The organism is Enterobacter sp. SGAir0187 (assembly GCF_002952735.2).
Classification (GTDB): Bacteria; Pseudomonadota; Gammaproteobacteria; order Enterobacterales; family Enterobacteriaceae; genus Enterobacter; species Enterobacter quasiroggenkampii.
In genome coordinates, this window is record NZ_CP025034.2 from 1,454,817 (window position 1) to 1,479,794 (window position 24,978).

Sequence of the window (24,978 nt, forward strand, 5' to 3'; positions counted from 1 at the left end):
GCGCAGTGGTTCTTTTTAAGGAACCAGCAATTCACTAGTCTGAAACTCTTTTCAACGTCACGGAAATGAAGATGAAGACATTCAATCAGTTCGGACAGCCAGTGGGCGAAGCGCTTAGCGACTGGCAACCTCGTCAGCCCCCATCCCGGGTCGTGCTTCAGGGCCGGTATTGTCGCCTTGAACCGCTGCGCGTGGAACATGCCAACGCGCTGTTCTCCGCCTATTCCCTGGCCGGAGATACGCGCAGCTGGACGTGGCTGCTGCGTGAACCCGACGCTACCGCAGAGGAATTTGCCGAATGGGTGGCGAGCGTGAGTGAGTTATCCGACCCCATACACTTTACCGTTATCGATAACCAGACCCGGTCTCCGGTCGGGACGCTGTCCCTGATGCGGATTGATCCTAAAAACGGGGTCGTGGAGGTGGGGCACGTTCACTTCTCGCCTCTGTTAAGCCGCACGCCCATGTCGACAGAGGCGCAATATCTGCTGATGCGGTATGTGTTCGATACCCTGGGCTACCGGCGTTATGAGTGGAAGTGCAATAGCCTGAACGAACCTTCCCGCAAAGCGGCACTGCGTCTGGGTTTTCAGTTTGAGGGGCGTTTTCGTCAGGCGCTGGTGATAAAAGGCCATAACCGGGATACCGACTGGTTTTCGATTCTCGATAAAGAGTGGCCGACGCTGGCGAACGCCTTTGAGAGCTGGCTTGCCACCGACAATTTTACTGCCGATGGCAAACAGAAAAGATCCCTGGAAAGCTGGCGAGAAACGCGCGTTTAGCGTCTTTTTTTACGTCCCTGAACCGCCTTAAAGCGCGGATTGGATTTGCAAATCACGTACAAGCGTCCCTTGCGTTTGACTATCTGGCAATCCGGGTGACGCTGTTTTGCACTGCGCAATGAGTTAAGTACCTGCATGGTTAGCCCCGCTTCGCATTGAGAAAGCCACCAAAACGCTTGCGGAAGCGCGCTGCGCTACCGTCCGTGGAGAACGTTTTCTGCTTACCGGTATAAAACGGGTGCGATTTTGAAGAAACCTCGATGGTGATGTATGGATACGTTTCACCGTCGAGTTCAATTTCGCGGTCGGTCTTAATGGTTGAGCCCACTTTGAAGTATTCATTCGCGCTGGTGTCATGGAAGACCACGGTGCGATAGGCGGGATGGATATTGGGTTTCATCGTCAATCCTGTTATGTTTTGTTATAACATAACAAAATAATATCCAGGCCAGATTCAAAAAACAACCCCTCCCCTCTGACGATAATTTCTGGTTTACCTGAGATAAAATGAAAACCAGGCCACCCACGTGCTATAACTATATCATTTCGCGGTAAAATCTTTCTCTTCAGGCAGGGAACTCAGTACTCAGGAACGGGTATACGAGGAAGGACACGACAGCATGAAAACCCGACATCTGGTCAGTCTGGTGACTGGCGTACTCATCTTTTCCGTGCTGGTCCCCATTTGCCTGAGCATCTGGCTGGCCCATCGCCAGGCGGAAGATAAATTTGTCGATGCGCTGGAAAACTATGCCTCACGCGTGCTGATACGCACCGACAAGGTCGTGGATCAGGCGAAAGAAGCGCTTAATCATCTGCAGGCCTTTGAAGGCGTGCCGTGCAGCCCGTTGCAGTTAAGAGAGATGCGACGGGTCGCTTTCTCGTGGCGATACATTCAGGAAGTGATTTATATCGACAACCTCAGGCCGCTCTGCTCCTCTCTTGAGCAAACCAGCCATGCCGCCCCTTTCCCCCCGCCGATGCGCATTACCGAAGACGGTTACAGCGCATGGCTGACCACGCAAAACGATCTTGGGTTTCATCGCTACATGGCCGTGCTGGGGCAAGGTCACTACCTTGTCCTGGTCGATCCGGCCTCACTGGTGGATGTCATCCCTTTCGGCGAGATAGCGATTGATGCTGCCCTGGTAGGAAATACCACACGCCGCATCTTCGCCAGCAGCAATACACTCGATCCGCATATCCGTGACATGATCAAAGGTCAGGAGATGACCAGCATACAGTACGACGGTTCAATGTACGTTATGAAGCCCGTCCCTGAACTGGGGTTTACCGTCGTTGCATGGGCTACGCTCAAACCGCTGGCGGAAACCTGGCACCGGCAGCTGCTTTTGTGGCTGCCCTTCGGCATCCTGATAAGCCTGCTTGCCGCGCTCTTTGTCCTGCGGATACTGCGTCGCATCCAGTCGCCGCGCAACCGCCTGCTCGATGCCATTAACAGCCGCGATTTTGTGGTTCACTATCAGCCCATCGTGGCGCTGTGTAGCGGAAAAATTGTCGGCGCAGAAGCGCTGACGCGCTGGCCACAGCCGGACGGAAGCAGCCTCTCGCCTGATATTTTTATTCCTCTTGCCGAGCAAACCGGGCTTATCTCCCAGTTGACGCAGCTCGTTATCGAAAAAGTGTTCGAGGATATGGGCAACTGGCTGCACCTTCACCCCGATCAGCATATCTCCATCAACCTCGCGCCCGCCGATTTGACCTCCGGCACGCTGCCGCCGCTGCTGAGTCACTTGCTGAACAAATGGAAGGTCCACCCGAGCCAAATCGCCCTTGAACTCACCGAGCGCGGCTTTGCCGATCCCAAAATTAGCGCGCCGGCTATCGCTGCATTCCGCCGTTCGGGGCACCCTGTCTATATAGATGATTTTGGTACGGGCTATTCCAGCCTGAGCTATCTGCAGGATCTGGATGTCGACACGCTTAAAATTGATAAATCGTTCGTGGATGCGCTGGAATATAAAAACGTGACGCCACACATCATTGAAATCGCAAAGTCGCTGAAGCTGGCAATGGTGGCGGAAGGTGTCGAAACCGCCGGGCAGCTCGCCTGGCTGCACCAGCACGGCGTGCAATACGGGCAGGGGTGGTACTACAGCAAAGCGCTGCCAAAAGCGGAATTTATTCTCTGGGCAGAGAATAACCTCGGCACGCACGCTACTTGAGATAGGATTTCATCACCCGCAACACCACGCCGAGATCGGCTTCACGCTGCGCTTCTTCAGGCTCTTTCACCACATGATCGGTTAAATGCCCTTCGATCACCTGCATCATCATGCCATTGACCGCCCCGCGGATCGCCGCCAGCTGCTGTAACACCTCGGCGCATTCGTGATCGCTGTTCAGCATTTTCTCCAGGGCGTTACTCTGGCCCTGAATTTTCTTCAGCCGAGTCAGTAACATTTTCTTGTCGCGAACGGTATGTGACATCTCTCTATCCTTATTTTTGGCTTTTAAAGCATAACACGCTCTACTCCCCCTGAGTATTTTTCTACTGGGGGGTAGTATTAGCCTACTGGGGGGGAGTAGTATTTGCAGACATTTTCCATGCCGGAATCCCCCATGACCGATTTTGCTTCACTTCTGCAACAGGGTAATGCCTGGCTGTTTGTTCCCAGCGCCATCCTGCTTGGCGCGCTGCATGGCCTGGAACCGGGCCACTCAAAGACCATGATGGCCGCCTTTATCGTGGCTATCCGCGGTACGCTGAAACAGGCGGTCCTGCTCGGCCTGGCGGCCACGCTTTCCCATACGGCGGTGGTCTGGCTCGTTGCTATGGCGGGATTATGGTTTGGGCGGGGATGGGATGCGCATACGTCCGAACCCTGGTTCCAGCTGATCTCCGGGGTGTTGATCGTTGCGATCGCCCTGTGGATGGCGTGGCGAACCTGGAAAGAGAGCCAGCCACACGATCATCACCATCACGATCATCACCACCATGACCATCATCATGATCATTACCACCACGAACACCCGCTGGTTGAAGAGGAGTGGCAGGATGCCCACCAACGTGCGCACGCGCAGGATATCAACCGGCGCTTTAGCGGACAAAACGTCACCACAGGACAGATCGTTATGTTTGGCCTGACCGGCGGGCTTATCCCCTGCCCGGCGTCCATTACCGTTCTGCTGATCTGCCTGCAGCTGAAGCATTTTGCCCTCGGTGCAACGCTGGTGTTCAGCTTCAGTATTGGACTGGCGTTAACGCTTGTCGCTTCCGGCGCGATTGCCGCCTTAAGCCTTAAGCACGCGACAAAACGCTGGCCCGGGTTTAATGAACTTTCCCGTAAAGCGCCATGGATTTCCGCTGCGCTGATTACCCTGGTAGGGATTTATATGAGCCTGCACGGTCTGAGCGGCATTATGGCGTAAGCCTGCGGCCACGCCCTGTGGCCGCATCTCTCGGTCAGTTAAGGATTTTGCTGCCAGCTAAAGGCGTAGCGAAGCTGGCGTGTCTGCAAAATGAATTCCGGTGAAACGCTGGGGCTCCAGGAGTCGTCGCCGCCCACGCCCATATGGAACGCGTCGAGGTTGAGCCAGCACCCCGGCTCTTCCCGCAGCAGATGGTGATGGGTTGTCTCGCGCAGTTGCTGCTGGCTGTAGCGGCTCACCGAGAAATGGAACCGTCCATGTAGCTGATGCGTTCCCAGCACCAGCTCCCGCGTATCGCAGCGCAAACCATTTTCCGTCGGGAAGATATACGGCGTGTGCATCTCCGCCAGGGGTAATGTCCAGCGCCCCTGCTGCGCCGCCAGCGTTCTGTCCGGGTAGTTTTCATGCGGCCCCAGCCCCAGCCAGGACACGTTTTCCGGCGTTTCGGCGAGGTGAACGCTCAGGCCAATACGTGCGGGTTCCGGGATATCGGACGCAATATCGACCTGAATATCGCCGTGCAGCTTCCCCTGGTCATCCACCCGCCAGACTTTACGGCTCAGGAACAGCGTTTTGCCATGATACTCCCCGACGTGAAGGGTGTTGACCACGACTTCGCCCGCATGCTGCTCTGCCTCGCAGCGCAAAACGCGTAAGGTGAGATCGTACATGCCCGCCGCTTTCCAGCGTTCAACCCAGGCATTCGGATCGATCCTCGTCGCTTCACTCACCCCAATATCATTGTCCAGCGGCGCACGGCTGACGTTATCCGTCAGAGGTGACATCAGCGTTTCCACGCCATTTCGCCACCATTGGGTCAGGTTTCCGGATGCGCGATCGAACTGCCAGCGCTGTTGACGATGCGCGATCGCCAGGATGCGGTCGTTTTGCGTCAAAACCGGCGGCTCGCCCGCAGAGGCTGGCGGTGCGACAAACAGCGGAGACGGAAGCGGCCACTGCTCCCACGCGCAGCGATGGTCAGCCGGTGACCACGCCGTTGCACGCGGCTGGCGCACTTCAACATTCAGCCAGACATCCCCCGGCTCGGCTTTCAATTCTGGCAGAGCGATCTCCAGACGCTGAGCGCCTTCAGGGGCTATCGCCAGCGTCACCTCGCCCGAAGCCAGCACCTCCCCATCCCGGGCGACCGTCCAGCTCAGCACTTCGTTATCGGTATGGCGGAACAGGTAGCCGCTTTGCACCTCAATCACCAGCGGAGAGGTGCTGACCCGCGTAAAGGTGAAGAACTGCTGGGCGCGCTGCGCCTCGTACAGCGCCGGGTGCGGCGTGCGATCGGGAAAGACCAGCCCATTCAGGCAGAATTGTCGGTCGTTTGGCTTATCGCCAAAGTCCCCGCCGTATGCCCAGAACGAATTGCCCTTTTCATCTTGCTTCGTCAGAGCCTGATCGACCCAGTCCCAGACAAATCCCCCCTGCAGGCGAGGGTGGCTGCGAAACGCCTGCCAGTATTTCGCGAACCCGCCGAAGCTGTTCCCCATCGCGTGGGCGTATTCGCAGAGGATCAGCGGGCGTGTTTCATCCGGCATGCCGATCCATTTCTTGATTGACCATTTAGGCACTGCCGGGAAGGGCTGATCCTGATCGACCCGGGCATACATCGGACAGACAATATCGGTCGCCGCCGTGTTCGCGCCGCCACCTTCATACTGCACAGGACGCGTCGGATCCGTGGATTTCACCCAGCGGTACAGCGCGTCGTGGTTTGCACCGTGGCCGGACTCATTGCCCAACGACCAGATGATAATTGAGGGATGATTACGATCGCGCTGCACCATACGGGTCACGCGCTCGCTCATGGCGGGCAGCCAGCGCGGATCGTCAGCAAGGCGGCTCATCGGCACCATGCCATGGGTTTCGATGTTGGCTTCGTCAACAACGTACAGCCCATAGCGGTCGCAAAGCCGGTACCACAGCGGATGATTCGGGTAATGCGAGCAGCGCACGGCGTTGAAGTTGTGCTGCTTCATGATCTCGATATCGCGACGCATCGTCGCTTCGTCCATCACCTGGCCGTTTACCGGGTGATGCTCGTGCCGGTTAACCCCGCGGATCAGCAGCGGTTTACCGTTGAGCTTCAGCAGGCCGCTGCTGATTTCAACCCGGCGGAAGCCGACATCGCAGGCTTCCGTCTCCAGCACGCTGCCCTGCGCATCCAAAAGCGCGATCGTCAGGCGATAGAGTTCCGGGGTTTCCGCACTCCATAACGCGGGGGCTGTAACCGGGATCGCCGCCGTTAACCGCTCGGCCCAGTTGCCGCGCTCGTCCACAATGGCAGAGCCTGGCCGTTGGGTAGTGCTGCCACAGCGTTCACCGTTGCGCCACAGCGTTATCGTCACGTCGCACTCCGCGTAGTCAGCGCCTGTCAACGCGACCTCGACTTTCAGCACCGCGCGGTCCAGCTCCGCATTCAGATCGGTGACCACATGATAATCCGCAATGTGCGTCTCCGGCTTATGCAGCAGGGAGACATCACGGAAAATGCCGCTCATGCGCCACATGTCCTGATCTTCCAGATAGCTGCCGTCACACCAGCGCAAGACCATGACCGCCAGGCGGTTCTGCCCGGGGCGTAATGCCGCCGAGAGGTCAAACTCGGCGGGCAATCGACTGTCCTGGGAATAGCCTATCCACTGCCCGTTGCACCACAGATGGAACGCCGAGTTCACGCCATCAAAAATAATTCGGGTTTGCCCGCTCTGAAGCCAGGCGTCATCCACGTCGAATGTGAGCGAGTAACAACCGGTCGGGTTTTCCTGCGGTACAAAAGGTGGGTTTACGGGGATCGGATAGGTGACATTGGTATAGATGGGCGTATCGAACCCCTGCATCTGCCAGTTAGACGGCACGGGCATCGCGACGACATCAGCGCAATCTTCTGTTACCCATGCCTGAGGAACCCGCTCGGGAGCAGAAAAGTAGCTAAACCGCCAGATCCCGTTGAGGGAGCGCCTGCTGAGGGATCCAGCGTCATCCCTGGCGGAAGATTCATTACGCCAGCTGTGCAATGGCGCGTGTGCAGGCAGGCGGTTCCACTGGGTAACGCCGGGGTTTTCCCAGTCCCGACGGGCCAGGATGTCGCTGAGGGTCAGCGAAGGTGTATGAGACATATCAACCTCTTTGCGAAGCGCTCACAATTTTGGTTAACATGCCCTGGCATTATTCGACGGTAAAGCGTTCGATCGCAGGGTAGCGAGTCCGATCACAAAGTTTTATTTGCGGGCAAGCTGCTCGGCCAGCAAGGCAAGGCTTCTGAGCTGCTGCGCCAGCTCCTCGCGTTCGGCCTGCTGTGGCGCGCGGCGCGCGCTGGAATGCCGGGTAACCAGCGCCACCGGCAGCTGAACCTGCCAGCACGTCTCGCCTTCGGTGGGGGCCAGCAGCCACTCCACGCTGCGTTCGCCCGCCTCGCGAAATGCCTGGCGAATGGTCGTCAGCGGCGGGGAAAACCAGGCGCTGTCAGCCGTATCGTCGAACCCGACCACCGACATCTGACCTGGAATCGCGATCCCCTTTTCAGCACAGGCGCGCATCACTCCGAGCGCCATTTGATCGTTCGCCACCAGAATCGCGTCCGGTAATGTCGCCGCAGATAACAGCAGATACCCCTTCTCATATCCGCTGGCCGCGCTCCAGTCCCCGTAGACCACCGCAGCGGCGTCATGCCCCGCGCGGGCCAGAGCCGCTTTCCATCCTGCCAGACGCGCCCGAGCAGAGACCGAGCTTTCCGGCCCGCTCAGTAGCGCAATGCGCTGATGCCCCAGCGAAAGCAGGTGCTCAACGCCAAGATGCGCCCCCTGCCCGGCGTTAAACACGAGGCTGTTTACCTGCGCTGAAGGCGAGACATCAAGGAACAGCACCGGAACAGGTGATGCCAGCGCCCTGAGCGCTTCGGCGTCAGGATCGTCGAGCGGCACATTCACCAGCAGCGCGTCCACCCGCTGCGCCAGTAGCGCCTGAAGCGCGGCCTGACACTGCTGCGGTTGCTCGACCATGGAGATAAGGACGCTCGCCCCTTTTTCGGCCGCACGTGATTTTACCGCCGACACAATTTGCGAGGGCGCATGCAGGGCAAGATCGGTGGTGATGAGTCCCAGCGTGCGGGTGCGTTTACCCGCCAGCTGCTGTGCCCGCAGGTTAGGCACGTAGTGCAGCTCCGCCATCGCCTGCTGCACCTTTTCCCGTGTGCGGGCAGAGACATGCTCCGCGTCGTTAATGACGCGAGAGACGGTCTGATAAGAAACCCCCGCAAGGAGGGCGACATCATAGAGAGTGATCGCTTTCATGCATTGTGGCATCGCGTGAGTCATGGCCCATTATTGTGGCACAGCGACGCCGTTAAAGCATGTGAGCGCTTCGCAAATTTAGACAACCCGCTCCGGCTGAGGTATTTCTTCAATGCGCGGCTTCTGGCGGAACCAGGGCAGACAGAGCTGGATAAGGGGGCCAATGGTCAAGGCATACACTAGGGTTCCCACCCCAAACGTGCCGCCAAGCACGCACCCAATCAGCAGGACGGACACCTCAATGGAGGTACGCACGCTGCGAATGGACCACCCTAACCGGGCATGAATGCCGGTCATCAGGCCGTCGCGCGGGCCAGGGCCAAAACCGGCGCCAATGTACATGCTGGTCGCAATCGCGTTCATCACGATGCCCGACACCAGGAAAGCGATGCGCACAGGTAACGAATCCAGTTCAGGAATAAGCGCCATGCTGGCGTCCGCCGCCAGACCGATACAAATCACATTGCTGATGGTGCCAAGGCCCGGCATCTGGCGCAGGGGGATCCACAGCAGCAGCACCGCAGCACCGGTTAAAATGATCACCGTCCCGATGGTCATCCCCAGCTGTATCCCCACCCCAAGGTGAAAAACATCCCAGGGATCGACACCCAAATCGGAACGAATAAACATCGCGGTGGACAGGCCATACAGTCCTAAACCGACATAGAGTTGTAGCAGACGACGTACCATTTTTATCTTCTCCAGTGAACCAGGCTTTCATCCTGACCTAAAATGGCACTATGATTAATGTCCAGTTTTCAAATAGTGGACTGCATATGTCATCACGTCGCTTCGGAAGCCAGTCTCTGGTACGCCTTTTAGGCCACTGGCAGCAAACCTCATCCCGCACGCCGCTCTGGCGGCAGCTGGCCGATGCGCTGCGCCTGTTAATCCTTGATGGACGTCTGGCATTGAATTCACGGCTACCGGGAGAGCGCGAGCTGGCCACGGCGCTGGACGTAAGCCGGACCACCATCAGCAGCGCCCTCGCCCATCTGCGCGAGGAGGGATATCTTGAGAGCCGCCACGGCAGCGGGTCACGCGTGATCCTCCCGGATACGCGCGCCGTTCCCACGCTTTCCGCAGCGAGTGCCGCACTGGATCTCTCCACTGCCGCCCTCAATGCCGGGCCGGAGATCCACCAGGCGTATACCCATGCGCTCACGGCCATTACGCAGCACCTCTCGCTGACGGGCTACGATCAGCTAGGACTGCCAACGCTGCGGGAGGCCATCGCTGCGCGTTATACCGCGCGGGGTCTTCCCACCCGCGCAGACGAAGTGATGGTGGTCAATGGCGCCGTCAGCGGCTTCGCGCTGGTCCTGCGGATGATGACCGGGCCCGGTGATCGCGTCGTAGTCGATCACCCCACCTATCCGCTGGCGATTGCCGCCATTCAGGGCGCGCAGTGTCGGCCCGTGGGGGTGTCGCTGCCGGAAACGGGCTGGGATACGGATGGTTTCGCCGCCACGCTTGCCCAAACCGCGCCGCGCCTGGCGTACCTGATGCCTGATTTTCATAACCCCACCGGGCGCTGTATGAATATTGCGACGCGCAAGGCCATTACCGATATTGCTGCGCAAACCCGTACGGCGCTGGTGGTGGATGAAACGATGGTGGATCTCTGGTTTGACGCCCCTCCTCCGCCTCCGCTGGCCTCCTTTAACCCGCAGGCCACCGTCATCACCTTAGGCTCCGCCGGAAAAAGTTTCTGGGGCGGGCTGCGTCTCGGCTGGATCCGCGCCTCCTCGCGCACGATCGCCACGCTTGCCCAGACGCGGGATACCCTCGATTTAGGTTCGCCACTGCTGGAACAACTGGCGGCGCTGTGGCTCATCAACAACAGCGAGACGTTTCTACCCGCCCGCCGCAAAATGCTGGCGGAACGACGCAATCGATGCGGTGAACTGCTGCGTGAACATTTCCCGGACTGGAAATTCCATGAAGCGGAAGGCGGGCTCTCTTACTGGATCGAGCTACCGGGCATGCTGGCGACACAGCTTGCCGCGCGGGCTGAGATTCTGGGGATTAATCTGGGAACCGGTACGCGGTTTGGCTTATCGGGCGCGTTTGACCGTTATTTGCGGATGCCCTTCTCGCTCGAGCCAACAGAGCTTGAACAGGCGCTGCTGAGGATTAAACCGTTATGGCTCGCCCTGAATAAAAACGTGCCAGCCGTTAAACGCAGCGTGGTTTAATAGCAAAAGTTTGAAGCCGATCATAAAAAATAAAAACTGCTGACTGTCACGGATACAGTCAGCAGTTTTCACCCATCCGGAATTAATGCTGAGCAGGAATAGGAAAACCTTTCAGTGAAATAACGAAGTTTTCACCGTCTTTCTTTATTTTTGCGCCAGTATCACACCAGTCAGACGCAATACGAAAGAACTCATCACTTCCGACATTCCAGCCAAGACGTACATGCTTCACGTAGCCTGAACGCAGCAGGTCGCAGGCCTCTTTGTAGTCACTGGCAGTTGACAGTTGTTGTTTCATTTTCTCTTCTTCAGAAGTTTGCGTAGAGCCTTGATTTCTTTAGGAGTAAAAGGAGAAACACTCTCTTCTTCCGTGTGCTGATTATCAATATCCTCTTCCGATACTCCCGCCTCTTCTACTGCTTCGAACGCCAGCAGCAGCAGTTTCTCTGTCGTCACGCTTAAATTCTCGTTATTCACTTCCGCATAGTGGCGAAGTCTTTCTTTCAGCGCATCATCAATCTTAACGTTTAACACCGCTGTAGCCATGTTTGTCACTTCCCTTCGGAATAAGTACTTTATTTAATACACGAAGTTAACAATGTTATCCAGATATATATTTTTTTGAGTTATGCCAGAAAATAACCGTCCAATAATAAAATGCCCGACTATTATTACAAGTTTATGACAATAATATTGCAGCGGGATGAAATATATATTACACGATATAGGCATAATATTAATGTGGGATAGCGGTCAAAAGTGAGAGCTGAAAGCAGGAAGATTTTATGAAGGCGGAAATGGGTGGGAGCCCTGCCAGCTACATCCCGGCACACACGTCGTCTGCCCTGGCTGCTTCCTTCCGGACCTGACCTGGTGAACAGAGTAGCGTTGCGGGAGAACCAACAGAGCCCCCATTGAGAGCGTTGATAACCAACGCGCTGGCACATTATCCCTGTGCGAAGGCCCAATTGCAAGCCGCCAGGAACCGGATGCTGGTTTCTTGCGCAAACAGGCGCAGCAATCATGACGATCTTCGTTTACCATGGCTCTCCAGAAACTCCCCACAGGTGAAGGTATGGACGAGCACGACTCCTTTCCACAGCGCGTATGGCAAATCGTGGCTTCAATCCCGGAGGGCTATGTCACCACCTATGGTGATGTCGCGCGGCTGGCCGGTTCCCCGCGCGCGGCGCGACAGGTTGGAGGCGTCCTGAAACGGCTGCCGGAAGGCAGTACGCTGCCCTGGCATCGGGTGGTGAACCGTCATGGTGTCATCTCGCTCACCGGGCCGGATCTCCAGCGTCAGCGTCAGGCGTTACTTTCAGAGGGGGTGCAGGTGTCAGGGTCGGGTCAGATCGATCTGCAGAAGTACCGGTGGGTGTATTAACCCCTCTCCCGAAGGAGAGGGGAATACCCATTACATCTGAGTGGGTGGGGTTGGCAGGGACGGCTGATTGGTCTGCGGGGCGATCGGCACTTCGGTCTGCTGCACAGGCACCAGGTTCAGGTCGATTTTGGTCCCACCATTGTTAATCGCTTCCTGGACCGTATCGGTGATAAACACCAGCTTACCGTTGATGGTGACCGCTGCGCTCAGCAGAATACGGGCATTAGGCTGCACGTCCGACGGGTTATACGGCAACACGAAGCTAAACGGCGCCTGCTTGCCTTCAGTACGGACGGCACGCTGAGCCACGACTTTCGACGGTGCGTCGGCCAGGGAAGCATCGGACAATGTCACCGTTAATACCGCATCCGGCGGCAACGCAACTTTCTGTTTAATCCAGATGGTACCGGAAACGTTAGGCTGCTGAATGGACTGCTGCGAAAGGGTATTAATCCCGTTCGGGTCAGCTGCTGGCACTGGCACCTGGGCGCTCTTACCGGCACAGGCGGACAACGCCACCGCAATCGCTACACCACTTAGCATAGGCACGAGTTTCATTGAAGTCTCCTTATCATCAATGCACCAGCGGGATCGATCCCATCCGATGTCGTTTCAATCACATAACGTAGTTAAGTGTGGCACAACTCACTGATTAATGCCTGAAATCATCCCGATATTCAGATTATTCTACCCATCGGACCACTTTCATTTCTGCGTTATACTCTGCCTATCTTTCGCTACGGCGTTTATTGAGGACAACTATGAGTCAGGCACTGAACAATCTGCTGACATTACTGAATCTGGAAAAAATTGAGGAAGGACTCTTTCGCGGACAGAGCGAAGATTTAGGCTTACGCCAGGTCTTCGGGGGGCAAGTCGTTGGACAAGCGCTGTACGCTGCAAAGGAGACTGTCCCGGCAGACCGTCTGGTGCATTCATTCCACAGCTATTTCTTACGCCCTGGCGATAGCGCGAAACCCATCGTGTATGATGTTGAAGTTCTGCGAGACGGTAACAGCTTCAGCGCGCGCCGCGTCGCGGCCATTCAAAACGGTAAGCCGATCTTTTACATGACCGCCTCCTTCCAGGCGCCAGAGCCGGGTTATGAGCATCAGAAAGTCATGCCCCCTGCCCCCTCGCCGGACGATCTCAAATCGGAAACGGATATCGCTCGCGCCTTGGCGCATCTGCTGCCGCCGCAGGTCAAAGAGAAGTTTCTCTGCGATAAGCCGCTTGAGATCCGCCCCGTCGAATTCCACAACCCGATGAAGGGCCACACCGCCGAGCCAAAACGCCAGGTGTGGATCCGTGCCAACGGCACCGTGCCGGAAGATTTCCGCGTTCATCAGTATCTGCTGGGCTATGCGTCTGACTTCAACTTCCTGCCGGTGGCGCTGCAGCCGCACGGCGTTGGGTTCCTGGAAAAAGGGATGCAGGTCGCGACGATCGATCACTCGATGTGGTTCCACCGTCCCTTCAACATGAATGAGTGGCTGCTCTACAGCGTGGAGAGTACGTCGGCATCCAGTGCCCGCGGGTTTGTGCGTGGGGAGTTTTATACTCAGGACGGTGTGCTGGTCGCTTCAACGGTGCAGGAAGGGGTAATGCGTAACAGAGGTTGATGTTGTGCGGCCAGATGCCCTCACCCTGCCCCTCTCCCACGGGGAGAGGGAATACACACTAAAAACGGCAACCTAAGGTTGCCGTTTTGCTGTTTATTACGCGTTATACGCATTCTCGCCGTGGCTGTTGACGTCCAGACCTTCGCGCTCCTGCTCTTCCGGTACGCGCAGACCAACCGTCATGTCCGCCAGCTTATAGCCGATGAACGCGACAACGGCAGACCACACCACGGTGATAGCAATACTTTCCAGCTGCACCAGCACCTGATGAACCATGGTGACGCCTTCTGCATAGCCCACACCACCGAGTGATTTCGCCGCGAAGATACCGGTCATGATACAGCCGACAATCCCGCACACGCCGTGCACGCCGAACACATCGCAAGGGTCATCCACGCGCAGAACACGTTTCAGTGCGGTGACACCCCACAGACCCGCCAGACCGGACACCAGACCGACCAGCAGCGCGCCGCCGACACCGACATAACCACACGCAGGGGTGATACCAACCAGACCGGCAATCGCACCTGAACAGGCACCCAGCAGGGAAGGTTTACCGCGCACCGCCCACTCGCCAAATACCCAGGAGAGGATTGCACCCGCCGTGGCCACCACGGTGTTCACGAAGGCCAGTGCGGCAATTTCGTTCGCGGCACTGGCTGAGCCGGCGTTGAAGCCAAACCAGCCAAAGTAGAGGATCGCGGTACCGGTAAAGACCATCGGCAGGTTGTGCGGTTTGAACGCTTCTTTACCGAAGCCCACGCGTTTGCCAATGAGGTATGCGCCCACCAGACCCGCGACCGCGGCGTTAATGTGAACAACGGTACCGCCTGCGAAGTCCAGTGCACCGTGTGTCGCCAGCAGACCGCCACCCCAGACCATGTGCGCAATCGGCACATAGGAGAGCGTCAGCCAGACCACCACGAAGATCAGGACCGCAGAGAAACGAATACGCTCGGCGAGCGCGCCCACAATCAGCCCGACGGTAATGCAGGCGAAGGAGCCCTGGAACGCCACGTGAATATACTGATAGAAGCTGCCCATCAGCGCGGTCAGTTCAATGTTTTTCAGCATCACCCAGTCGAAGTTACCAAAGAAGGCGTTGCCCGTGCCGAACGCCAGCGAGTAACCGTAAACCACCCACAGCACGCAGACCAGTGCGAACGTCACGGCAACCTGCGTCAGCATGGAGAGAACGTTTTTGCCACGGATCAGGCCGCCGTAGAACAGCGCAATGCCCGGAATGGACATGAACAGCACCAGCGCGGTGCTGATCATCATAAAGGCGTTATCGGCTTTGTCGGCCACCGCAGGGGCAGCAGCCAGCGCCAGGCCCGGCAGCAGCGCCAGCGAACCCAGACCCGTTTTAAGTGTTGCTATCTTCATTTTCTCGATCCCTATCACTGTGTGCCAGGCGTTAATTACAGAGCCGCTTCGTCAGATTCGCCGGTACGGATGCGAATGACGCGCTGCAGTTCGGCAACGAAAATTTTGCCGTCGCCAATTTTGCCGGTGTAGGCCGCTTTGCTAATGACATCAATGACTTCATCAAGCTGATCGTCAGCAATCGCGACATCAATTTTTACTTTTGGCAGAAAGTTAACGCTGTATTCCGCCCCGCGATAAAGCTCGGCATGACCCTTCTGACGACCAAAGCCTTTCACTTCGGTGACAGTCAGTCCCTGAATACCCATTGAAGACAATGCTTCACGCACGTCTTCGAGTTTGAATGGTTTGATTACAACCGTAACCAGCTTCATAGATCCCCTCCAGTCAGAATTCGGTAATGGCCGCAGCTTACGAGGAAGGTATTGCAAGGGATGTGCCAGAAATGAAAACAGGAGGGAATCGCGGTGCGATGTGCGTTACACGGTCCTGATAAATGAACCGGTGAAAAAAAACGCACCATGCCGGTGCAGGGTGCGTTTCAGTTTTGCACCAACAGGAATGACTGTTAGCGCGGCGCCTCATTTTAGTGCATCAGGCGCTAAGCGACTCTTCATCACGCACGCTGGCGGCCAGCTCTTCGCCCGCCAACTGCAGCTGATACATCTGCCAGTAGCGCCCTTTTGCTTCCAGCAGCTCGCGGTGCGTACCGCGCTCCACGGCCTGTCCGCGATGCAGCACCAGAATAGTGTCCGCGTCGACGATGGTGGAAAGACGGTGGGCAATCACCACCAGCGTCGTATGGTCGCGTACGGCGGCCAGCGCCTGCTGAATCGCCTGCTCGGTACCGGAATCTATGCTGGCCGTGGCTTCGTCAAGAATCAGCACCTGCGGCGTTTCAATCAGGACGCGCGCCAGCGCCAGGAGCTGTTTTTGCCCCACGGAGAGATTGTTGCCCTGCTCGCCCAGCTTCGTGTTGATCCCGTCGCTGAACCCGCGCGCCAGCTCTGCCAGCTGCACCGTTTCCAGTACCGCCCAAACTTGCTCCTCCGAATAGTCCCGTCCCAGGGTTACGTTGGCAAAGAAGGTATCGGCCAGTACGACCGGATCCTGCTGCACCATCGCAACGCCTTTGCGTAACACCGTGTGGCTAAGAGACGCGAGCGGGCGCCCGTCGAGGCGGATTTCGCCTTGCGTGACCGGGTAGTAGCCCATCAACAGGCTGGCGAGCGTGCTTTTACCGCTGCCGGTATGACCCACCAGCGCGACGAAACCGCGCGACGGAACGTCAAGCGTGATGTTCTGCAACACCAGACGGTCTTCGCGGTAGGCAAACGAGACGTTATCAAAGGCGATAGTCCCGCTTTGCAGAGGTCGCTCATCATTGCCGTAGGCCTGACGCGGCCTGTCCATCAGCTCAAAGACGCGCTCACCGGCGACGACCGCCTGTTGCAGCATCGATTGCTGCGTAGTGAGCTCGATCAGCGGCTCGTTGAGGCGTCCCAGATAGCTAATAAAAGCGTACAGCACGCCCACCTCAATCGTACCGTTTGAGCTCAGGCCAAAGAGCATCAGCAGCCCACACAGCACCAGCGCCGAGAACAGGCTCAGCAGCGGTCGCAGCAGGAAACCGTCGAGGCGCAGCGTCTGCATACGCGCCATATAGTGTGAACGGCTGGCTTCGCCCATGCGCTCGCCAAAGCGCGCCTGCTGGCGGAACTGCTGGATGACGCTCATGCCGTTAATCACTTCGTTGAAGCCATCGTTGATATCGGCCAGGTAGGCGCGAACACGACGCACAATCGGCGTGCTGTAACGCTGATAAATCACCATGACGATCAGCACCGCCGGGAAGATGGTGATCGCCACCAGCGCCATGCGCCAGTCGAGGCTGAACATCGCCACCAGCATCGCGCCAATCAGCGCCGCGCTGCGTAATACCGTCGCGACCACGGTGACGTACAGATCGCGGATCACCTCGGTATCGTTGGTCACGCGCGAAATCACTTGCCCGACCGGCTGGATATCAAACTCGCTGAGCGGCTGGCGAAGCGCCGCGTCCATGACATCGGTACGCAGCTGCTGAACGACGCCCACGGCGGCCCGGTTAAACAGCAGCGACTGAGCATAGTGCAATCCTGCCGCCGTCAGCTGTAAGCCAACGTAGGCCACGCCTAAGCCCGCCACCAGCCCCAGCGGCAGATAGCTTTTGGCGACCATGTTGTCGATAAAATAGCTGATGAGCAGTGGACCGCTCACCTCAGCAACCGCCGCTATCCAGAGTAAAAGCACGGCAACCGAGAGCGGTTTACGCCACGGCGAGCCGTAGGCCAGCAGACGTTTGAGCGTCGGCCACATCGTTCCGAGCTTACGCATTTGCGGCCTCCTCATTCTGCTCCGGCGCATCGTCCAGCGCCGCTTCAAGCTGCTGATAGCGGTACATATCGCGATACCAGCCCGGCTGCTCGGCCAGCGCGTCATGCTGCCCGCGCTGGGCAAGATGGCCGTGCTGCAATACCAGAATTTCGCTGGCTTCGGTAAGCGCTGACAAACGGTGGGCACTGATGATTATCGTGCGTCCGTCGCCCCACTGGCGCAGGTTATGCAGGATCTGATGCTCGGTACGGCCATCCACAGCGGAGAGCGCATCGTCAAGGATCAGGATTTCCGCATTCAGCAGCAGCGCGCGGGCAATGGAGATACGCTGTTTTTGCCCTCCGGACAGCATGACGCCGCGTTCCCCGACTTCGGTGTCGTAGCCCTGCGGCAGGCGCAAAATATCATCATGTACGCTAGCTAAACGCGCCACATGCTCGATTTCTTCCTGCGTTGCCGCCGGGCACCCAAGCGCGATGTTGTTCGCCACGGTGTCAGAAAAAAGAAACGGCGTCTGGCTGACAACCGCCAGGCGACCACGCCACTCATCCAGCAGCAGTCTGGTGAGCGGAATATCATGGAAGCGAATATCGCCCAGCGTGACGTCAAAGTGGCGCTGGAGCAGCGAGAGCACGGTACTTTTACCGGATCCCGTCGGGCCGCAGATGCCGAGCATCTGCCCTGGCTGCAGCGTAAAGCTGACGTTCTCCAGCACCGGATGCTCGGTATGCGGGTAGACAAACTTGCGGATGTCGACGGTCATGACGCCGCGCCCTTCCGGTACGGCTTCGCTACCGTCGATGACCACCGGCGCTTCGGCCAGCATGGCGCGAATGCGGCTGTAGGCGGCACTGCCGCGCTCCACAATGTTAAACATCCAGGCCAGCGCCAGCATCGGCCAGATCATCAGCCCCAGATACATCGCGAAGCTGGTCAATTGCCCCAGGGTGAGCGTGCCCTGTACCACCATCCAGCTGCCGCCGCCAATGGCCAGCAGGTTTGCCATGCCGATTGCGATATAGATCGTCGGGTCAAAGCGGGCGTCAATGCGCGCGACGCGCATGTTCTTCGCTCCCGTGTCCGCGGCATCGGCTGCAAACAGCGCAGACTGCCGGTCTTCCAGGCCAAACGCTTTGATCATGCGGATGCTGGTCATGCTCTCCTGGGTGCGATCGTTCAGCGACGAAAACGCCGCCTGCGCCAGCTTGAAGCGCTCGTGCAATTGTTCGCCATAGCGATTGATCGCCAGCGCCATGAGCGGCATCGGCAGCAGGGCCAGCAGGGTCAACTGCCAGCTGATCTGCGTGGACATGACGATCAGCACCGCACATCCCATCACCAGCGAGTCCACCAGCGTCAACACCCCTTCCCCGGCGGCAAAGACCACACGGTCAACGTCGTTAGTGGCGCGCGCGATAAGATCCCCGGTGCGGTGGCGCAGATAGAATTCGGGATGCTGTCGGCTCAGCTGGTGATAAAAATCTTCGCGCAGCTCAACGGCCAGCTGATAGGACGCACCAAACAGCAGCACGCGCCAGACGTAGCGCAGCAGATAAACAATGACCGCCGTCAGCACCAGCGTGCCAACCCACATCAACACCCGTGCGGTGGTGTAATGCTGTTCGGTGACGCCATCCACGACGTAGCCCACCACTTTCGGCGGGATCAGCTGCAGAATGGCAATGATAATAAGCAGGGCGACTGCACCGAGGTAGCGTTGCCACTCCCGACGAAAGTACCAGCTTAATTGGGCAAATAATCGCACGCGGTTTGTTCCTGAAGGTATTTTACGAAGTTATTCAATAGGTAATGCTGTGGTGTATTTAATCTGTTCCATGGCGAAGCTTGAGGTGACGTCAGATAACCCCGGCACGCTGTTCACCAGCCGCTTGTAGAAGTCATCATAGCGCTTCATGTCGGCCACCTGGACGCGCATCAGGTAATCGTACTCGCCGGCCATGCGCCAGAAACCGAGCACTTCGGGCATCTCAGACACCTGGGTGACGAAGCGACAATACCACTCACTGCTGTGATGCTGGGTTTTTATCAGCACAAATGCCGTCAACCCAAGCCCCAGTTTTTCGGGATCTAACAGCGCGACGCGCCCCAGAAGAATGCCGTCATCTTCCAGCTTCTTAAGACGCTTCCAGCACGGGGTGGTGGTCAGATTAACGGCATCTGCCAGCGCCTGCAAAGAGAGGGTACAGTCACTTTGCAGCAATGAAAGGAGCTTGCGGTCAATTTTATCTAGCATACCCACCTCACAGAGAAAATTTTTCTCCCTTCATTCTATTTTAAAGGCCAGATAGCAACAATTTTTTCTGTGCTTTTCGCTATGCTAGGCACAAAATGACAAACGGATAACGACGATGAATAGCACCTGGGTTAAACATGCGATCAGCGAAATCAATGCCGACTATCAGCGCTCGGCGGATACGCACCTGATTCGCCTTTCCCTGCCGGGATTTGACGGCATTCAGCTCTATCTGAAAGATGAAAGCACCCATCCTACCGGCAGCCTGAAGCATCGCCTGGCGCGCTCGCTGTTTTTATACGGTTTATGTAACGGCTGGATTAAAGAGGGTACCACCATTATTGAATCCTCTTCCGGTTCAACGGCGGTATCCGAAGCCTATTTCGCCCGCCTGCTGGGTCTGCCGTTTATCGCGGTGATGCCGTCCTGCACCGCAAAACGCAAAATCGAGCAGATCGAATTTTACGGCGGTCGCTGCCACTTTGTGGAAAGCGCCTGCGAAATCTACGCCGCCTCCGAAATGCTGGCCCGTGAGCTGAACGGCCACTATATGGACCAGTTCACCTTCGCCGAGCGCGCAACGGACTGGCGCGGGAATAACAACATTGCCGACAGTATTTTCCGCCAGATGACCCACGAACCGCATCCGGTTCCGTCGTACATTGTCATGAGCGCCGGTACCGGCGGCACCTCAGCCACGATCGGGCGCTACATCCGCTGTCAGGGCTACGATACGCAGCTGATGGTGGTTGACCCGCAGAACTCCGTGTTCCTCGACTACTGGCAAAACCGCGATGCCGGCCTGCGCAGCCCGGTAGGCAGTAAAATTGAGGGCATTGGCCGTCCGCGCGTCGAGCCCTCTTTCATCCCCGACGTGGTGGATGAGATGATGCGCGTGCCGGATGCCGCCAGCGTGGCCACCGCACACTGGCTGGAGACGCAGCTGGGCCGCAAAGTGGGTGCCTCGACGGGCACCAATATGTGGGGCGCGCTGCAGCTTGCCGCACGCATGCGCGAAACGGGGCGCAGCGGTTCCATCGTCACGCTGCTGTGCGACAGCGGCGAGCGTTACCTTGAGAGCTACTACAATGCGGAGTGGGTGCAGGCTAACATCGGCGATATTGCCCCGTGGAAAGCGCAGATTGCGCAGCTGCTGAAATAAAAAAAAGCCAGACCGAAGTCTGGCTTGCTGGAAGGGTCTCACTATTCGGGGGAATAGGGGAGGTTGTTATTGTCCAGCCAATGCGTCAAAAAATGGGACACCGCTTCATTACGGCAGTGACCAATAACCGGCAGATGGGGAAGTTCTGCTTTCAGCTGCGCCATCGCATTCCCCATGATCAGACCGCGACCTACGCTACCCAGCATTTCGCGGTCGTTCATGGCGTCACCAAACGCCATACACTCCTGCAGCGTTAAGCCCAGGTGGTCGCTCAGCACCGCCAGAGCGGAACCTTTGTTACAGCCCACCGGCAGCACTTCCAGGCAATCCACCGCCGAGAAGGTCAGGTGTGCCCGGTCACCCAGCGCCTCATTCAGTTGAATCCGTAAGCGACAGAGATCGTCGTGATCGCCACAGAAGCAGATCTTGGTCACCGCATGGGCGGGGATCCGGCGCAGATCGATAAGCTGATATGTAAAACCGCTATACACATGCGCGTGCAATAATTCCGGGATGTCGCTTCCAGTAAACCAGCCGCGATCGTTAAAGACGTGGACGCTGGCCTGCGTGTCCCAGGTGCTGTGCAGCACGATGTCCGCCACTTCCGGGTTGAGATCCTGTCGGTGCAGCACATCGCCTTCCACGGAGTGAATTCGCGTCCCGTTGCCGGTGATCAGAAAGGCGTCGAGGGAAAACGCGCCCAGCAGGTGGCGCATCTCCAGTACATGGCGGCCAGTGGCAAACGTCAGGGTGACATTACGCTCGTGCAGACGCTTCAGCGTGTTCAGGGTTTTCTCCCCTAAACGGTGATCCGGCATTAACAGCGTACCGTCCATATCAAATGCAGCGAGCCGAGCCATGATTACTCCCGAAATGTGATGCGGTTAACTTGTGCATCAGTATCGTGTGAGATATACGGAAGTAATAGTGAAAAGATGATAATTATTGTTCCGGGTTTAGCATGCGCCAGCTCAATCGACTTAACCAGTATCACCGGCTCTGGCAGCCTTCCGAGGGTGCAACGCAACAGGTCACCATCAGCGAGCTGGCCGCCCGCTGTTTTTGTAGCGAGCGGCATGTCCGAACGCTGCTGCGTCAGGCCCAGGAGGCGGGCTGGCTGAGCTGGCGAGCGCAGTCTGGCCGCGGTAAGCGGGGTGAGCTTACGTTCCATGTCACGCCGGAGTCACTGCGCAATGCGATGATGGAGGAGGCGCTGAAGAGCGGGCAGCAGCATAACGCGCTGGAACTGGCCCAGCTTGCCCCCGCAGAATTACGATCGTTGCTGCATCCGTTTTTAGGCGGGCAGTGGCAAAACGACACGCCAACGCTGCGCATCCCCTATTACCGCTCGCTGGATCCGCTGCATCCGGGTTTTTTACCCGGTCGGGCGGAACAGCATCTGGCAGGACAGATTTTTTCCGGACTGACGCGCTTTCACGGCAACAGCAGTGAACCGACTGGCGACCTTGCCCATCACTGGGAGGTGTCGAAGGACGGTTTGCGCTGGCATTTCTACATTCGTTCCACGCTGCACTGGCATAACGGCGATAAAATCGAAACCGGACAGCTTCAGCAAAGCCTGGATGCGCTTTTCGCCTTGCCTGCCCTGCGTAAACTGTTCCAGAGCGTCTTACGCGTTGACGTTACCCATCCTCAGTGTCTGACGTTTACGCTGCACCAGCCGGACTACTGGCTGGCGCATCGCCTGGCCACCTACTGTAGTCGGCTTGCACATCCCGAACAGCCCATGACGGGCAGCGGCCCCTTCAGAGTCAGCGTGTATGAACCGGATTTGGTTCGTCTGGAAAGCCATGAGCAGTACCATCTCAGCCATCCGCTGCTTAAGGCTATCGAATACTGGATCACCCCGTCGCTGTTTGACTATGGGTTAGGGACCAGCTGTCGCCATCCGGTGCAGATCGCCATTGGCGAGCCGGATGAACTGGAGAGCCTGCGCCTGGTGACGAACAGCACCAGTCTGGGATTTTGTTACCTCACCCTGAAGCAAAGCCCGCGGCTGAGTGAAATGCAGGCACGACGGCTCATCAACATCATTCATCTCTCATCGCTTCTGCATACGCTACCGCTTAACGAGGGGCTGATTACCCCAACAGAGGAGCTACTGCCCGGATGGGCGATCCCTCAGTGGTCTGATCTGGCCCATGTCCCCCTGCCGGAGACCTTAACCCTGATTTACCATTTGCCGGTTGAGTTGCACACGATGGCGCGTCAGCTAAAACAGTACCTTGCACAGCAGGGCTGCGAGCTAACGGTTATCTTTCACGACGCAAAAACCTGGGACGGATGCCAGCAACTGGCGGACGCGGATCTCATGATGGGTGACAGGCTGATTGGCGAAGCGCCGGAATATACGCTTGAGCAGTGGCTACGCTGTGATGCCCTCTGGCCACACCTGCTGAGCGCGCCGCAATATGCCCATCTGCAGGCCACGCTGGATGCGGTACAGACTCAGTCCGATGAGCAGGCCAGACATGCCGGGCTCAGGGCCATATTCTCTGGACTCATGGAAAAGGCGGTGATCACCCCACTGTTCAATTATCAATACCAGATCAGCGCCCCGCCGGGTGTCAACGGCATACGCCTCAACACCCGCGGCTGGTTTGACTTTACCGAAGCCTGGCTGCCCGCCCCCAAAGCGTGAAGAAGCTGGTCGCCGTCGTGGTCAGACGGTAACATAATGTTTTTACCGTAACAGTCGAGATGATTTATGAAACGTGCCGTCGTCGTGTTCAGCGGAGGACAAGATTCTACTACCTGCCTGGTTCAGGCTCTTCATCAGTACGATGAAGTTCACTGTGTGACTTTCGATTATGGTCAGCGTCATCGCGCTGAGATCGACGTTGCCCGTGAACTGGCCCTGAAACTGGGCGCACGCGCGCACAAGGTGCTGGACGTTACGCTGTTAAATGAACTGGCCGTGAGTAGCCTCACCCGGGACAGTATTCCCGTCCCGGACTACGAACCCGATGCCAGCGGCATTCCGAATACCTTCGTGCCGGGCCGTAATATCCTCTTCCTGACCCTGACGGCGATCTACGCCTACCAGGTGAAAGCCGAAGCGGTGATCACGGGCGTGTGTGAAACAGATTTCTCCGGCTACCCGGACTGTCGTGATGAGTTCGTGAAGGCATTAAACCACGCCGTCAATCTGGGGATGGCGAAAGAGACCCGCTTTGAAACCCCTCTGATGTGGCTGGATAAAGCCGAAACCTGGGCGCTGGCGGACTACTGGGGCAAGCTGGATCTGGTTCGCAGCGAAACCCTCACCTGCTATAACGGCATCAAAGGCGACGGTTGCGGGCAGTGCGCCGCCTGTAATTTGCGCGCGAATGGGCTGAACCACTATCTGGCGGATAAAGCCGGCGTGATGGCCGCTATGCAGAAAAAAACCGGGCTTAAATAGGGCTACTTAACCGTGCTGTCGAACAGTTTCACGCCGGCAGCACGGGTGACTTTCATCAGCGTTGTCAGCGTTGGGTTGCCGTTGTCTGATAACGTTCGGTATAGCTGCTGACGGGACAGGCCTGCTTTGGCAGCGATTGTACCTATGCCGCCGCGGGATTCGATGACACGTCTTAACGCGATCAAGTATGCTGGGATCCCCTGTTCCTCATAAATCTCATCCAACGCAACCTGCAGATAGAGTTGAGCGTAGGAAGGGTTTTCGCGAAGCATTTTTACGACGGCTTCATCATGGCTGACGGAACTAGAAAATTTTCGTTGGCTCTTGCTCATCCGGTTTATCCTTTTGATGTTCTCTCCAGTAATCTATTGCCAGTTTCACATCGGTCCTTTGACTCTTTTTGTTACCCCCAATCAGCAACAATAGAATCTCCCGATGTTGTACTGCAAAATAGATTCGATATCCGGGACCACAATCAATTTTCAATTCCCAGATACCTTCTCTGAGATACCGGTAATCGCCGAAATTCCCTTTCTCTGCACGGTCAATTCGCAAAAGAATCCGAAACACTGATTCCGGATCCTTTCGCTTCATCTTCGCTACCCACTCCTCAAACGGCACTTTCCCGTCACGGGTACGGTAACGTTCAACAACGTAGTCCCTGCCCATTATTCTATCCCTGAAAATTCCTTT

25 protein-coding genes, 1 other RNA gene and 1 pseudogene are annotated in these 24,978 nt (G+C 57.2%); 9 read left to right on the forward strand and 18 right to left on the reverse strand.

The features are described 5' to 3' along the window. Window positions 1-71: 71 nt before the first annotated feature. Entirely contained in the window at window positions 72-782 is a 711-nt protein-coding gene (locus CWR52_RS07045) for a GNAT family N-acetyltransferase (RefSeq protein WP_069720245.1), read from the forward strand. Here the strand turns inward: CWR52_RS07045 and ykgO are convergent. Together ykgO and CWR52_RS07055 are read right to left on the reverse strand one after the other, a co-directional pair. Then, window positions 779-919, reverse strand: a complete 141-nt coding sequence (gene ykgO / locus CWR52_RS07050) for a type B 50S ribosomal protein L36 (protein WP_003859006.1) — start codon at window positions 917-919, stop codon at window positions 779-781. The genes CWR52_RS07045 and ykgO overlap by 4 nt on opposite strands. 2 nt (window positions 920-921) lie before the next feature. After that, window positions 922-1,182 carry a type B 50S ribosomal protein L31 gene (locus CWR52_RS07055; RefSeq protein WP_006176933.1) on the reverse strand — a complete coding sequence of 87 codons (261 nt, stop codon included), beginning with the start codon at window positions 1,180-1,182 and terminating at the stop codon, window positions 922-924. Window positions 1,183-1,402: 220 nt separating this feature from the next. Between CWR52_RS07055 and CWR52_RS07060 the strand changes: the two genes are divergently transcribed. Then, a complete protein-coding gene (locus tag CWR52_RS07060; RefSeq protein WP_104949247.1) occupies window positions 1,403-2,968 on the forward strand; it encodes an EAL domain-containing protein in 1,566 nt (521 codons plus the stop codon). Here the strand turns inward: CWR52_RS07060 and CWR52_RS07065 are convergent. Further along, window positions 2,961-3,233, reverse strand: a complete 273-nt coding sequence (locus tag CWR52_RS07065) for a metal-sensing transcriptional repressor (protein ID WP_063144750.1) — start codon at window positions 3,231-3,233, stop codon at window positions 2,961-2,963. The two genes, CWR52_RS07060 and CWR52_RS07065, sit on opposite strands and share 8 nt — an antisense overlap. Before the next feature lie 132 nt (window positions 3,234-3,365). Between CWR52_RS07065 and CWR52_RS07070 the strand changes: the two genes are divergently transcribed. Next, entirely contained in the window at window positions 3,366-4,175 is an 810-nt protein-coding gene (locus CWR52_RS07070; RefSeq protein ID WP_104949248.1) for a nickel/cobalt efflux protein RcnA, read from the forward strand. A gap of 38 nt (window positions 4,176-4,213) precedes the next feature. Here CWR52_RS07070 and CWR52_RS07075 read toward each other — a convergent pair whose 3' ends face one another. From CWR52_RS07075 to CWR52_RS07085, 3 genes are all read right to left on the reverse strand, one after another. Continuing rightward, entirely contained in the window at window positions 4,214-7,303 is a 3,090-nt protein-coding gene (locus CWR52_RS07075) for a beta-galactosidase (RefSeq protein ID WP_104949249.1), read from the reverse strand. A gap of 102 nt (window positions 7,304-7,405) precedes the next feature. Next, on the reverse strand, window positions 7,406-8,476 hold the full coding sequence (locus CWR52_RS07080; protein ID WP_104949250.1) for a LacI family DNA-binding transcriptional regulator: 1,071 nt from the start codon (window positions 8,474-8,476) through the stop codon (window positions 7,406-7,408). 78 nt (window positions 8,477-8,554) lie between these two features. Continuing rightward, window positions 8,555-9,166 carry a YczE/YyaS/YitT family protein gene (locus CWR52_RS07085; protein ID WP_104949251.1) on the reverse strand — a complete coding sequence of 204 codons (612 nt, stop codon included), beginning with the start codon at window positions 9,164-9,166 and terminating at the stop codon, window positions 8,555-8,557. An 86-nt stretch (window positions 9,167-9,252) separates the two neighbouring features. Between CWR52_RS07085 and CWR52_RS07090 the strand changes: the two genes are divergently transcribed. Then, complete coding sequence (locus CWR52_RS07090; RefSeq protein WP_104949252.1) at window positions 9,253-10,674, forward strand: PLP-dependent aminotransferase family protein; 1,422 nt, start codon at window positions 9,253-9,255, stop codon at window positions 10,672-10,674. An 82-nt stretch (window positions 10,675-10,756) separates the two neighbouring features. Here CWR52_RS07090 and CWR52_RS07095 read toward each other — a convergent pair whose 3' ends face one another. The 3 genes from CWR52_RS07095 to ffs form a co-directional block, all read right to left on the reverse strand. Further along, a complete protein-coding gene (locus CWR52_RS07095; protein WP_008503298.1) occupies window positions 10,757-10,972 on the reverse strand; it encodes a hypothetical protein in 216 nt (71 codons plus the stop codon). Next, on the reverse strand, window positions 10,969-11,220 hold the full coding sequence (locus CWR52_RS07100) for a hypothetical protein (protein WP_023310587.1): 252 nt from the start codon (window positions 11,218-11,220) through the stop codon (window positions 10,969-10,971). The genes CWR52_RS07095 and CWR52_RS07100 overlap by 4 nt, the downstream gene beginning before the upstream one ends. Window positions 11,221-11,482: 262 nt before the next feature. Further along, window positions 11,483-11,579, reverse strand: an RNA gene (ffs, locus tag CWR52_RS07105) — signal recognition particle sRNA small type. 84 nt (window positions 11,580-11,663) lie between these two features. Between ffs and CWR52_RS07110 the strand changes: the two are divergent. Continuing rightward, a pseudogene (locus tag CWR52_RS07110) lies at window positions 11,664-12,061 on the forward strand (MGMT family protein). A 30-nt stretch (window positions 12,062-12,091) separates the two neighbouring features. On the opposite strand, the gene CWR52_RS07115 reads toward CWR52_RS07110, so the two are convergent. Beyond that, complete coding sequence (locus CWR52_RS07115; protein WP_045909766.1) at window positions 12,092-12,619, reverse strand: YbaY family lipoprotein; 528 nt, start codon at window positions 12,617-12,619, stop codon at window positions 12,092-12,094. Between the two features lie 203 nt (window positions 12,620-12,822). Here CWR52_RS07115 and tesB point away from each other — a divergent pair, with 203 nt between their 5' ends. After that, window positions 12,823-13,683 carry an acyl-CoA thioesterase II gene (gene tesB / locus CWR52_RS07120; RefSeq protein ID WP_023293157.1) on the forward strand — a complete coding sequence of 287 codons (861 nt, stop codon included), beginning with the start codon at window positions 12,823-12,825 and terminating at the stop codon, window positions 13,681-13,683. A gap of 96 nt (window positions 13,684-13,779) precedes the next feature. Here tesB and amtB read toward each other — a convergent pair whose 3' ends face one another. From amtB to CWR52_RS07145, 5 genes are all read right to left on the reverse strand, one after another. Further along, a complete protein-coding gene (gene amtB, locus CWR52_RS07125; RefSeq protein ID WP_008503303.1) occupies window positions 13,780-15,069 on the reverse strand; it encodes an ammonium transporter AmtB in 1,290 nt (429 codons plus the stop codon). Window positions 15,070-15,104: 35 nt separating this feature from the next. After that, complete coding sequence (glnK, locus tag CWR52_RS07130; protein ID WP_008503304.1) at window positions 15,105-15,443, reverse strand: P-II family nitrogen regulator; 339 nt, start codon at window positions 15,441-15,443, stop codon at window positions 15,105-15,107. Between the two features lie 220 nt (window positions 15,444-15,663). Next, window positions 15,664-17,445: a SmdB family multidrug efflux ABC transporter permease/ATP-binding protein gene (locus tag CWR52_RS07135; protein WP_104949253.1), complete on the reverse strand. Its 1,782-nt coding sequence runs from the start codon at window positions 17,443-17,445 to the stop codon at window positions 15,664-15,666. After that, complete coding sequence (locus CWR52_RS07140) at window positions 17,438-19,210, reverse strand: SmdA family multidrug ABC transporter permease/ATP-binding protein (RefSeq protein ID WP_104949254.1); 1,773 nt, start codon at window positions 19,208-19,210, stop codon at window positions 17,438-17,440. Before CWR52_RS07140 ends, CWR52_RS07135 begins: the two co-directional genes overlap by 8 nt. 30 nt (window positions 19,211-19,240) lie before the next feature. Beyond that, a complete protein-coding gene (locus CWR52_RS07145; protein WP_008503307.1) occupies window positions 19,241-19,699 on the reverse strand; it encodes an Lrp/AsnC family transcriptional regulator in 459 nt (152 codons plus the stop codon). A 115-nt stretch (window positions 19,700-19,814) separates the two neighbouring features. Here CWR52_RS07145 and CWR52_RS07150 point away from each other — a divergent pair, with 115 nt between their 5' ends. After that, window positions 19,815-20,861 carry a PLP-dependent cysteine synthase family protein gene (locus CWR52_RS07150; RefSeq protein WP_104949255.1) on the forward strand — a complete coding sequence of 349 codons (1,047 nt, stop codon included), beginning with the start codon at window positions 19,815-19,817 and terminating at the stop codon, window positions 20,859-20,861. Between the two features lie 41 nt (window positions 20,862-20,902). Here CWR52_RS07150 and cof read toward each other — a convergent pair whose 3' ends face one another. After that, window positions 20,903-21,721, reverse strand: coding sequence for an HMP-PP phosphatase (gene cof / locus CWR52_RS07155; RefSeq protein ID WP_104949256.1), 819 nt, complete (start codon window positions 21,719-21,721; stop codon window positions 20,903-20,905). 101 nt (window positions 21,722-21,822) lie between these two features. Here cof and CWR52_RS07160 point away from each other — a divergent pair, with 101 nt between their 5' ends. Further along, entirely contained in the window at window positions 21,823-23,523 is a 1,701-nt protein-coding gene (locus tag CWR52_RS07160; protein WP_104949257.1) for an SgrR family transcriptional regulator, read from the forward strand. A 66-nt stretch (window positions 23,524-23,589) separates the two neighbouring features. Beyond that, window positions 23,590-24,285, forward strand: coding sequence for a 7-cyano-7-deazaguanine synthase QueC (gene queC / locus CWR52_RS07165; RefSeq protein ID WP_008503311.1), 696 nt, complete (start codon window positions 23,590-23,592; stop codon window positions 24,283-24,285). A gap of 2 nt (window positions 24,286-24,287) precedes the next feature. Here queC and CWR52_RS07170 read toward each other — a convergent pair whose 3' ends face one another. Together CWR52_RS07170 and CWR52_RS07175 are read right to left on the reverse strand one after the other, a co-directional pair. Beyond that, entirely contained in the window at window positions 24,288-24,617 is a 330-nt protein-coding gene (locus CWR52_RS07170) for a DNA-binding protein (RefSeq protein ID WP_045909774.1), read from the reverse strand. Next, entirely contained in the window at window positions 24,589-24,954 is a 366-nt protein-coding gene (locus tag CWR52_RS07175; RefSeq protein ID WP_104949258.1) for a type II toxin-antitoxin system RelE/ParE family toxin, read from the reverse strand. Before CWR52_RS07175 ends, CWR52_RS07170 begins: the two co-directional genes overlap by 29 nt. Window positions 24,955-24,978 lie beyond the last annotated feature (24 nt).

Bases quoted from the DNA above. Each gene is read 5' to 3' on its own strand.
- CWR52_RS07045 (WP_069720245.1), top strand. From the start codon at position 72: ATGAAGACATTCAATCAGTTCGGACAGCCAGTGGGCGAAGCGCTTAGC.
- ykgO (WP_003859006.1), bottom strand. From the start codon at position 919: ATGCAGGTACTTAACTCATTGCGCAGTGCAAAACAGCGTCACCCGGAT.
- CWR52_RS07055 (WP_006176933.1), bottom strand. From the start codon at position 1,182: ATGAAACCCAATATCCATCCCGCCTATCGCACCGTGGTCTTCCATGAC.
- CWR52_RS07060 (WP_104949247.1), top strand. From the start codon at position 1,403: ATGAAAACCCGACATCTGGTCAGTCTGGTGACTGGCGTACTCATCTTT.
- CWR52_RS07065 (WP_063144750.1), bottom strand. From the start codon at position 3,233: ATGTCACATACCGTTCGCGACAAGAAAATGTTACTGACTCGGCTGAAG.
- CWR52_RS07070 (WP_104949248.1), top strand. From the start codon at position 3,366: ATGACCGATTTTGCTTCACTTCTGCAACAGGGTAATGCCTGGCTGTTT.
- CWR52_RS07075 (WP_104949249.1), bottom strand. From the start codon at position 7,303: ATGTCTCATACACCTTCGCTGACCCTCAGCGACATCCTGGCCCGTCGG.
- CWR52_RS07080 (WP_104949250.1), bottom strand. From the start codon at position 8,476: ATGAAAGCGATCACTCTCTATGATGTCGCCCTCCTTGCGGGGGTTTCT.
- CWR52_RS07085 (WP_104949251.1), bottom strand. From the start codon at position 9,166: ATGGTACGTCGTCTGCTACAACTCTATGTCGGTTTAGGACTGTATGGC.
- CWR52_RS07090 (WP_104949252.1), top strand. From the start codon at position 9,253: ATGTCATCACGTCGCTTCGGAAGCCAGTCTCTGGTACGCCTTTTAGGC.
- CWR52_RS07095 (WP_008503298.1), bottom strand. From the start codon at position 10,972: ATGAAACAACAACTGTCAACTGCCAGTGACTACAAAGAGGCCTGCGAC.
- CWR52_RS07100 (WP_023310587.1), bottom strand. From the start codon at position 11,220: ATGGCTACAGCGGTGTTAAACGTTAAGATTGATGATGCGCTGAAAGAA.
- CWR52_RS07115 (WP_045909766.1), bottom strand. From the start codon at position 12,619: ATGAAACTCGTGCCTATGCTAAGTGGTGTAGCGATTGCGGTGGCGTTG.
- tesB (WP_023293157.1), top strand. From the start codon at position 12,823: ATGAGTCAGGCACTGAACAATCTGCTGACATTACTGAATCTGGAAAAA.
- amtB (WP_008503303.1), bottom strand. From the start codon at position 15,069: ATGAAGATAGCAACACTTAAAACGGGTCTGGGTTCGCTGGCGCTGCTG.
- glnK (WP_008503304.1), bottom strand. From the start codon at position 15,443: ATGAAGCTGGTTACGGTTGTAATCAAACCATTCAAACTCGAAGACGTG.
- CWR52_RS07135 (WP_104949253.1), bottom strand. From the start codon at position 17,445: ATGCGTAAGCTCGGAACGATGTGGCCGACGCTCAAACGTCTGCTGGCC.
- CWR52_RS07145 (WP_008503307.1), bottom strand. From the start codon at position 19,699: ATGCTAGATAAAATTGACCGCAAGCTCCTTTCATTGCTGCAAAGTGAC.
- CWR52_RS07150 (WP_104949255.1), top strand. From the start codon at position 19,815: ATGAATAGCACCTGGGTTAAACATGCGATCAGCGAAATCAATGCCGAC.
- cof (WP_104949256.1), bottom strand. From the start codon at position 21,721: ATGGCTCGGCTCGCTGCATTTGATATGGACGGTACGCTGTTAATGCCG.
- CWR52_RS07160 (WP_104949257.1), top strand. From the start codon at position 21,823: ATGCGCCAGCTCAATCGACTTAACCAGTATCACCGGCTCTGGCAGCCT.
- queC (WP_008503311.1), top strand. From the start codon at position 23,590: ATGAAACGTGCCGTCGTCGTGTTCAGCGGAGGACAAGATTCTACTACC.
- CWR52_RS07170 (WP_045909774.1), bottom strand. From the start codon at position 24,617: ATGAGCAAGAGCCAACGAAAATTTTCTAGTTCCGTCAGCCATGATGAA.
- CWR52_RS07175 (WP_104949258.1), bottom strand. From the start codon at position 24,954: ATGGGCAGGGACTACGTTGTTGAACGTTACCGTACCCGTGACGGGAAA.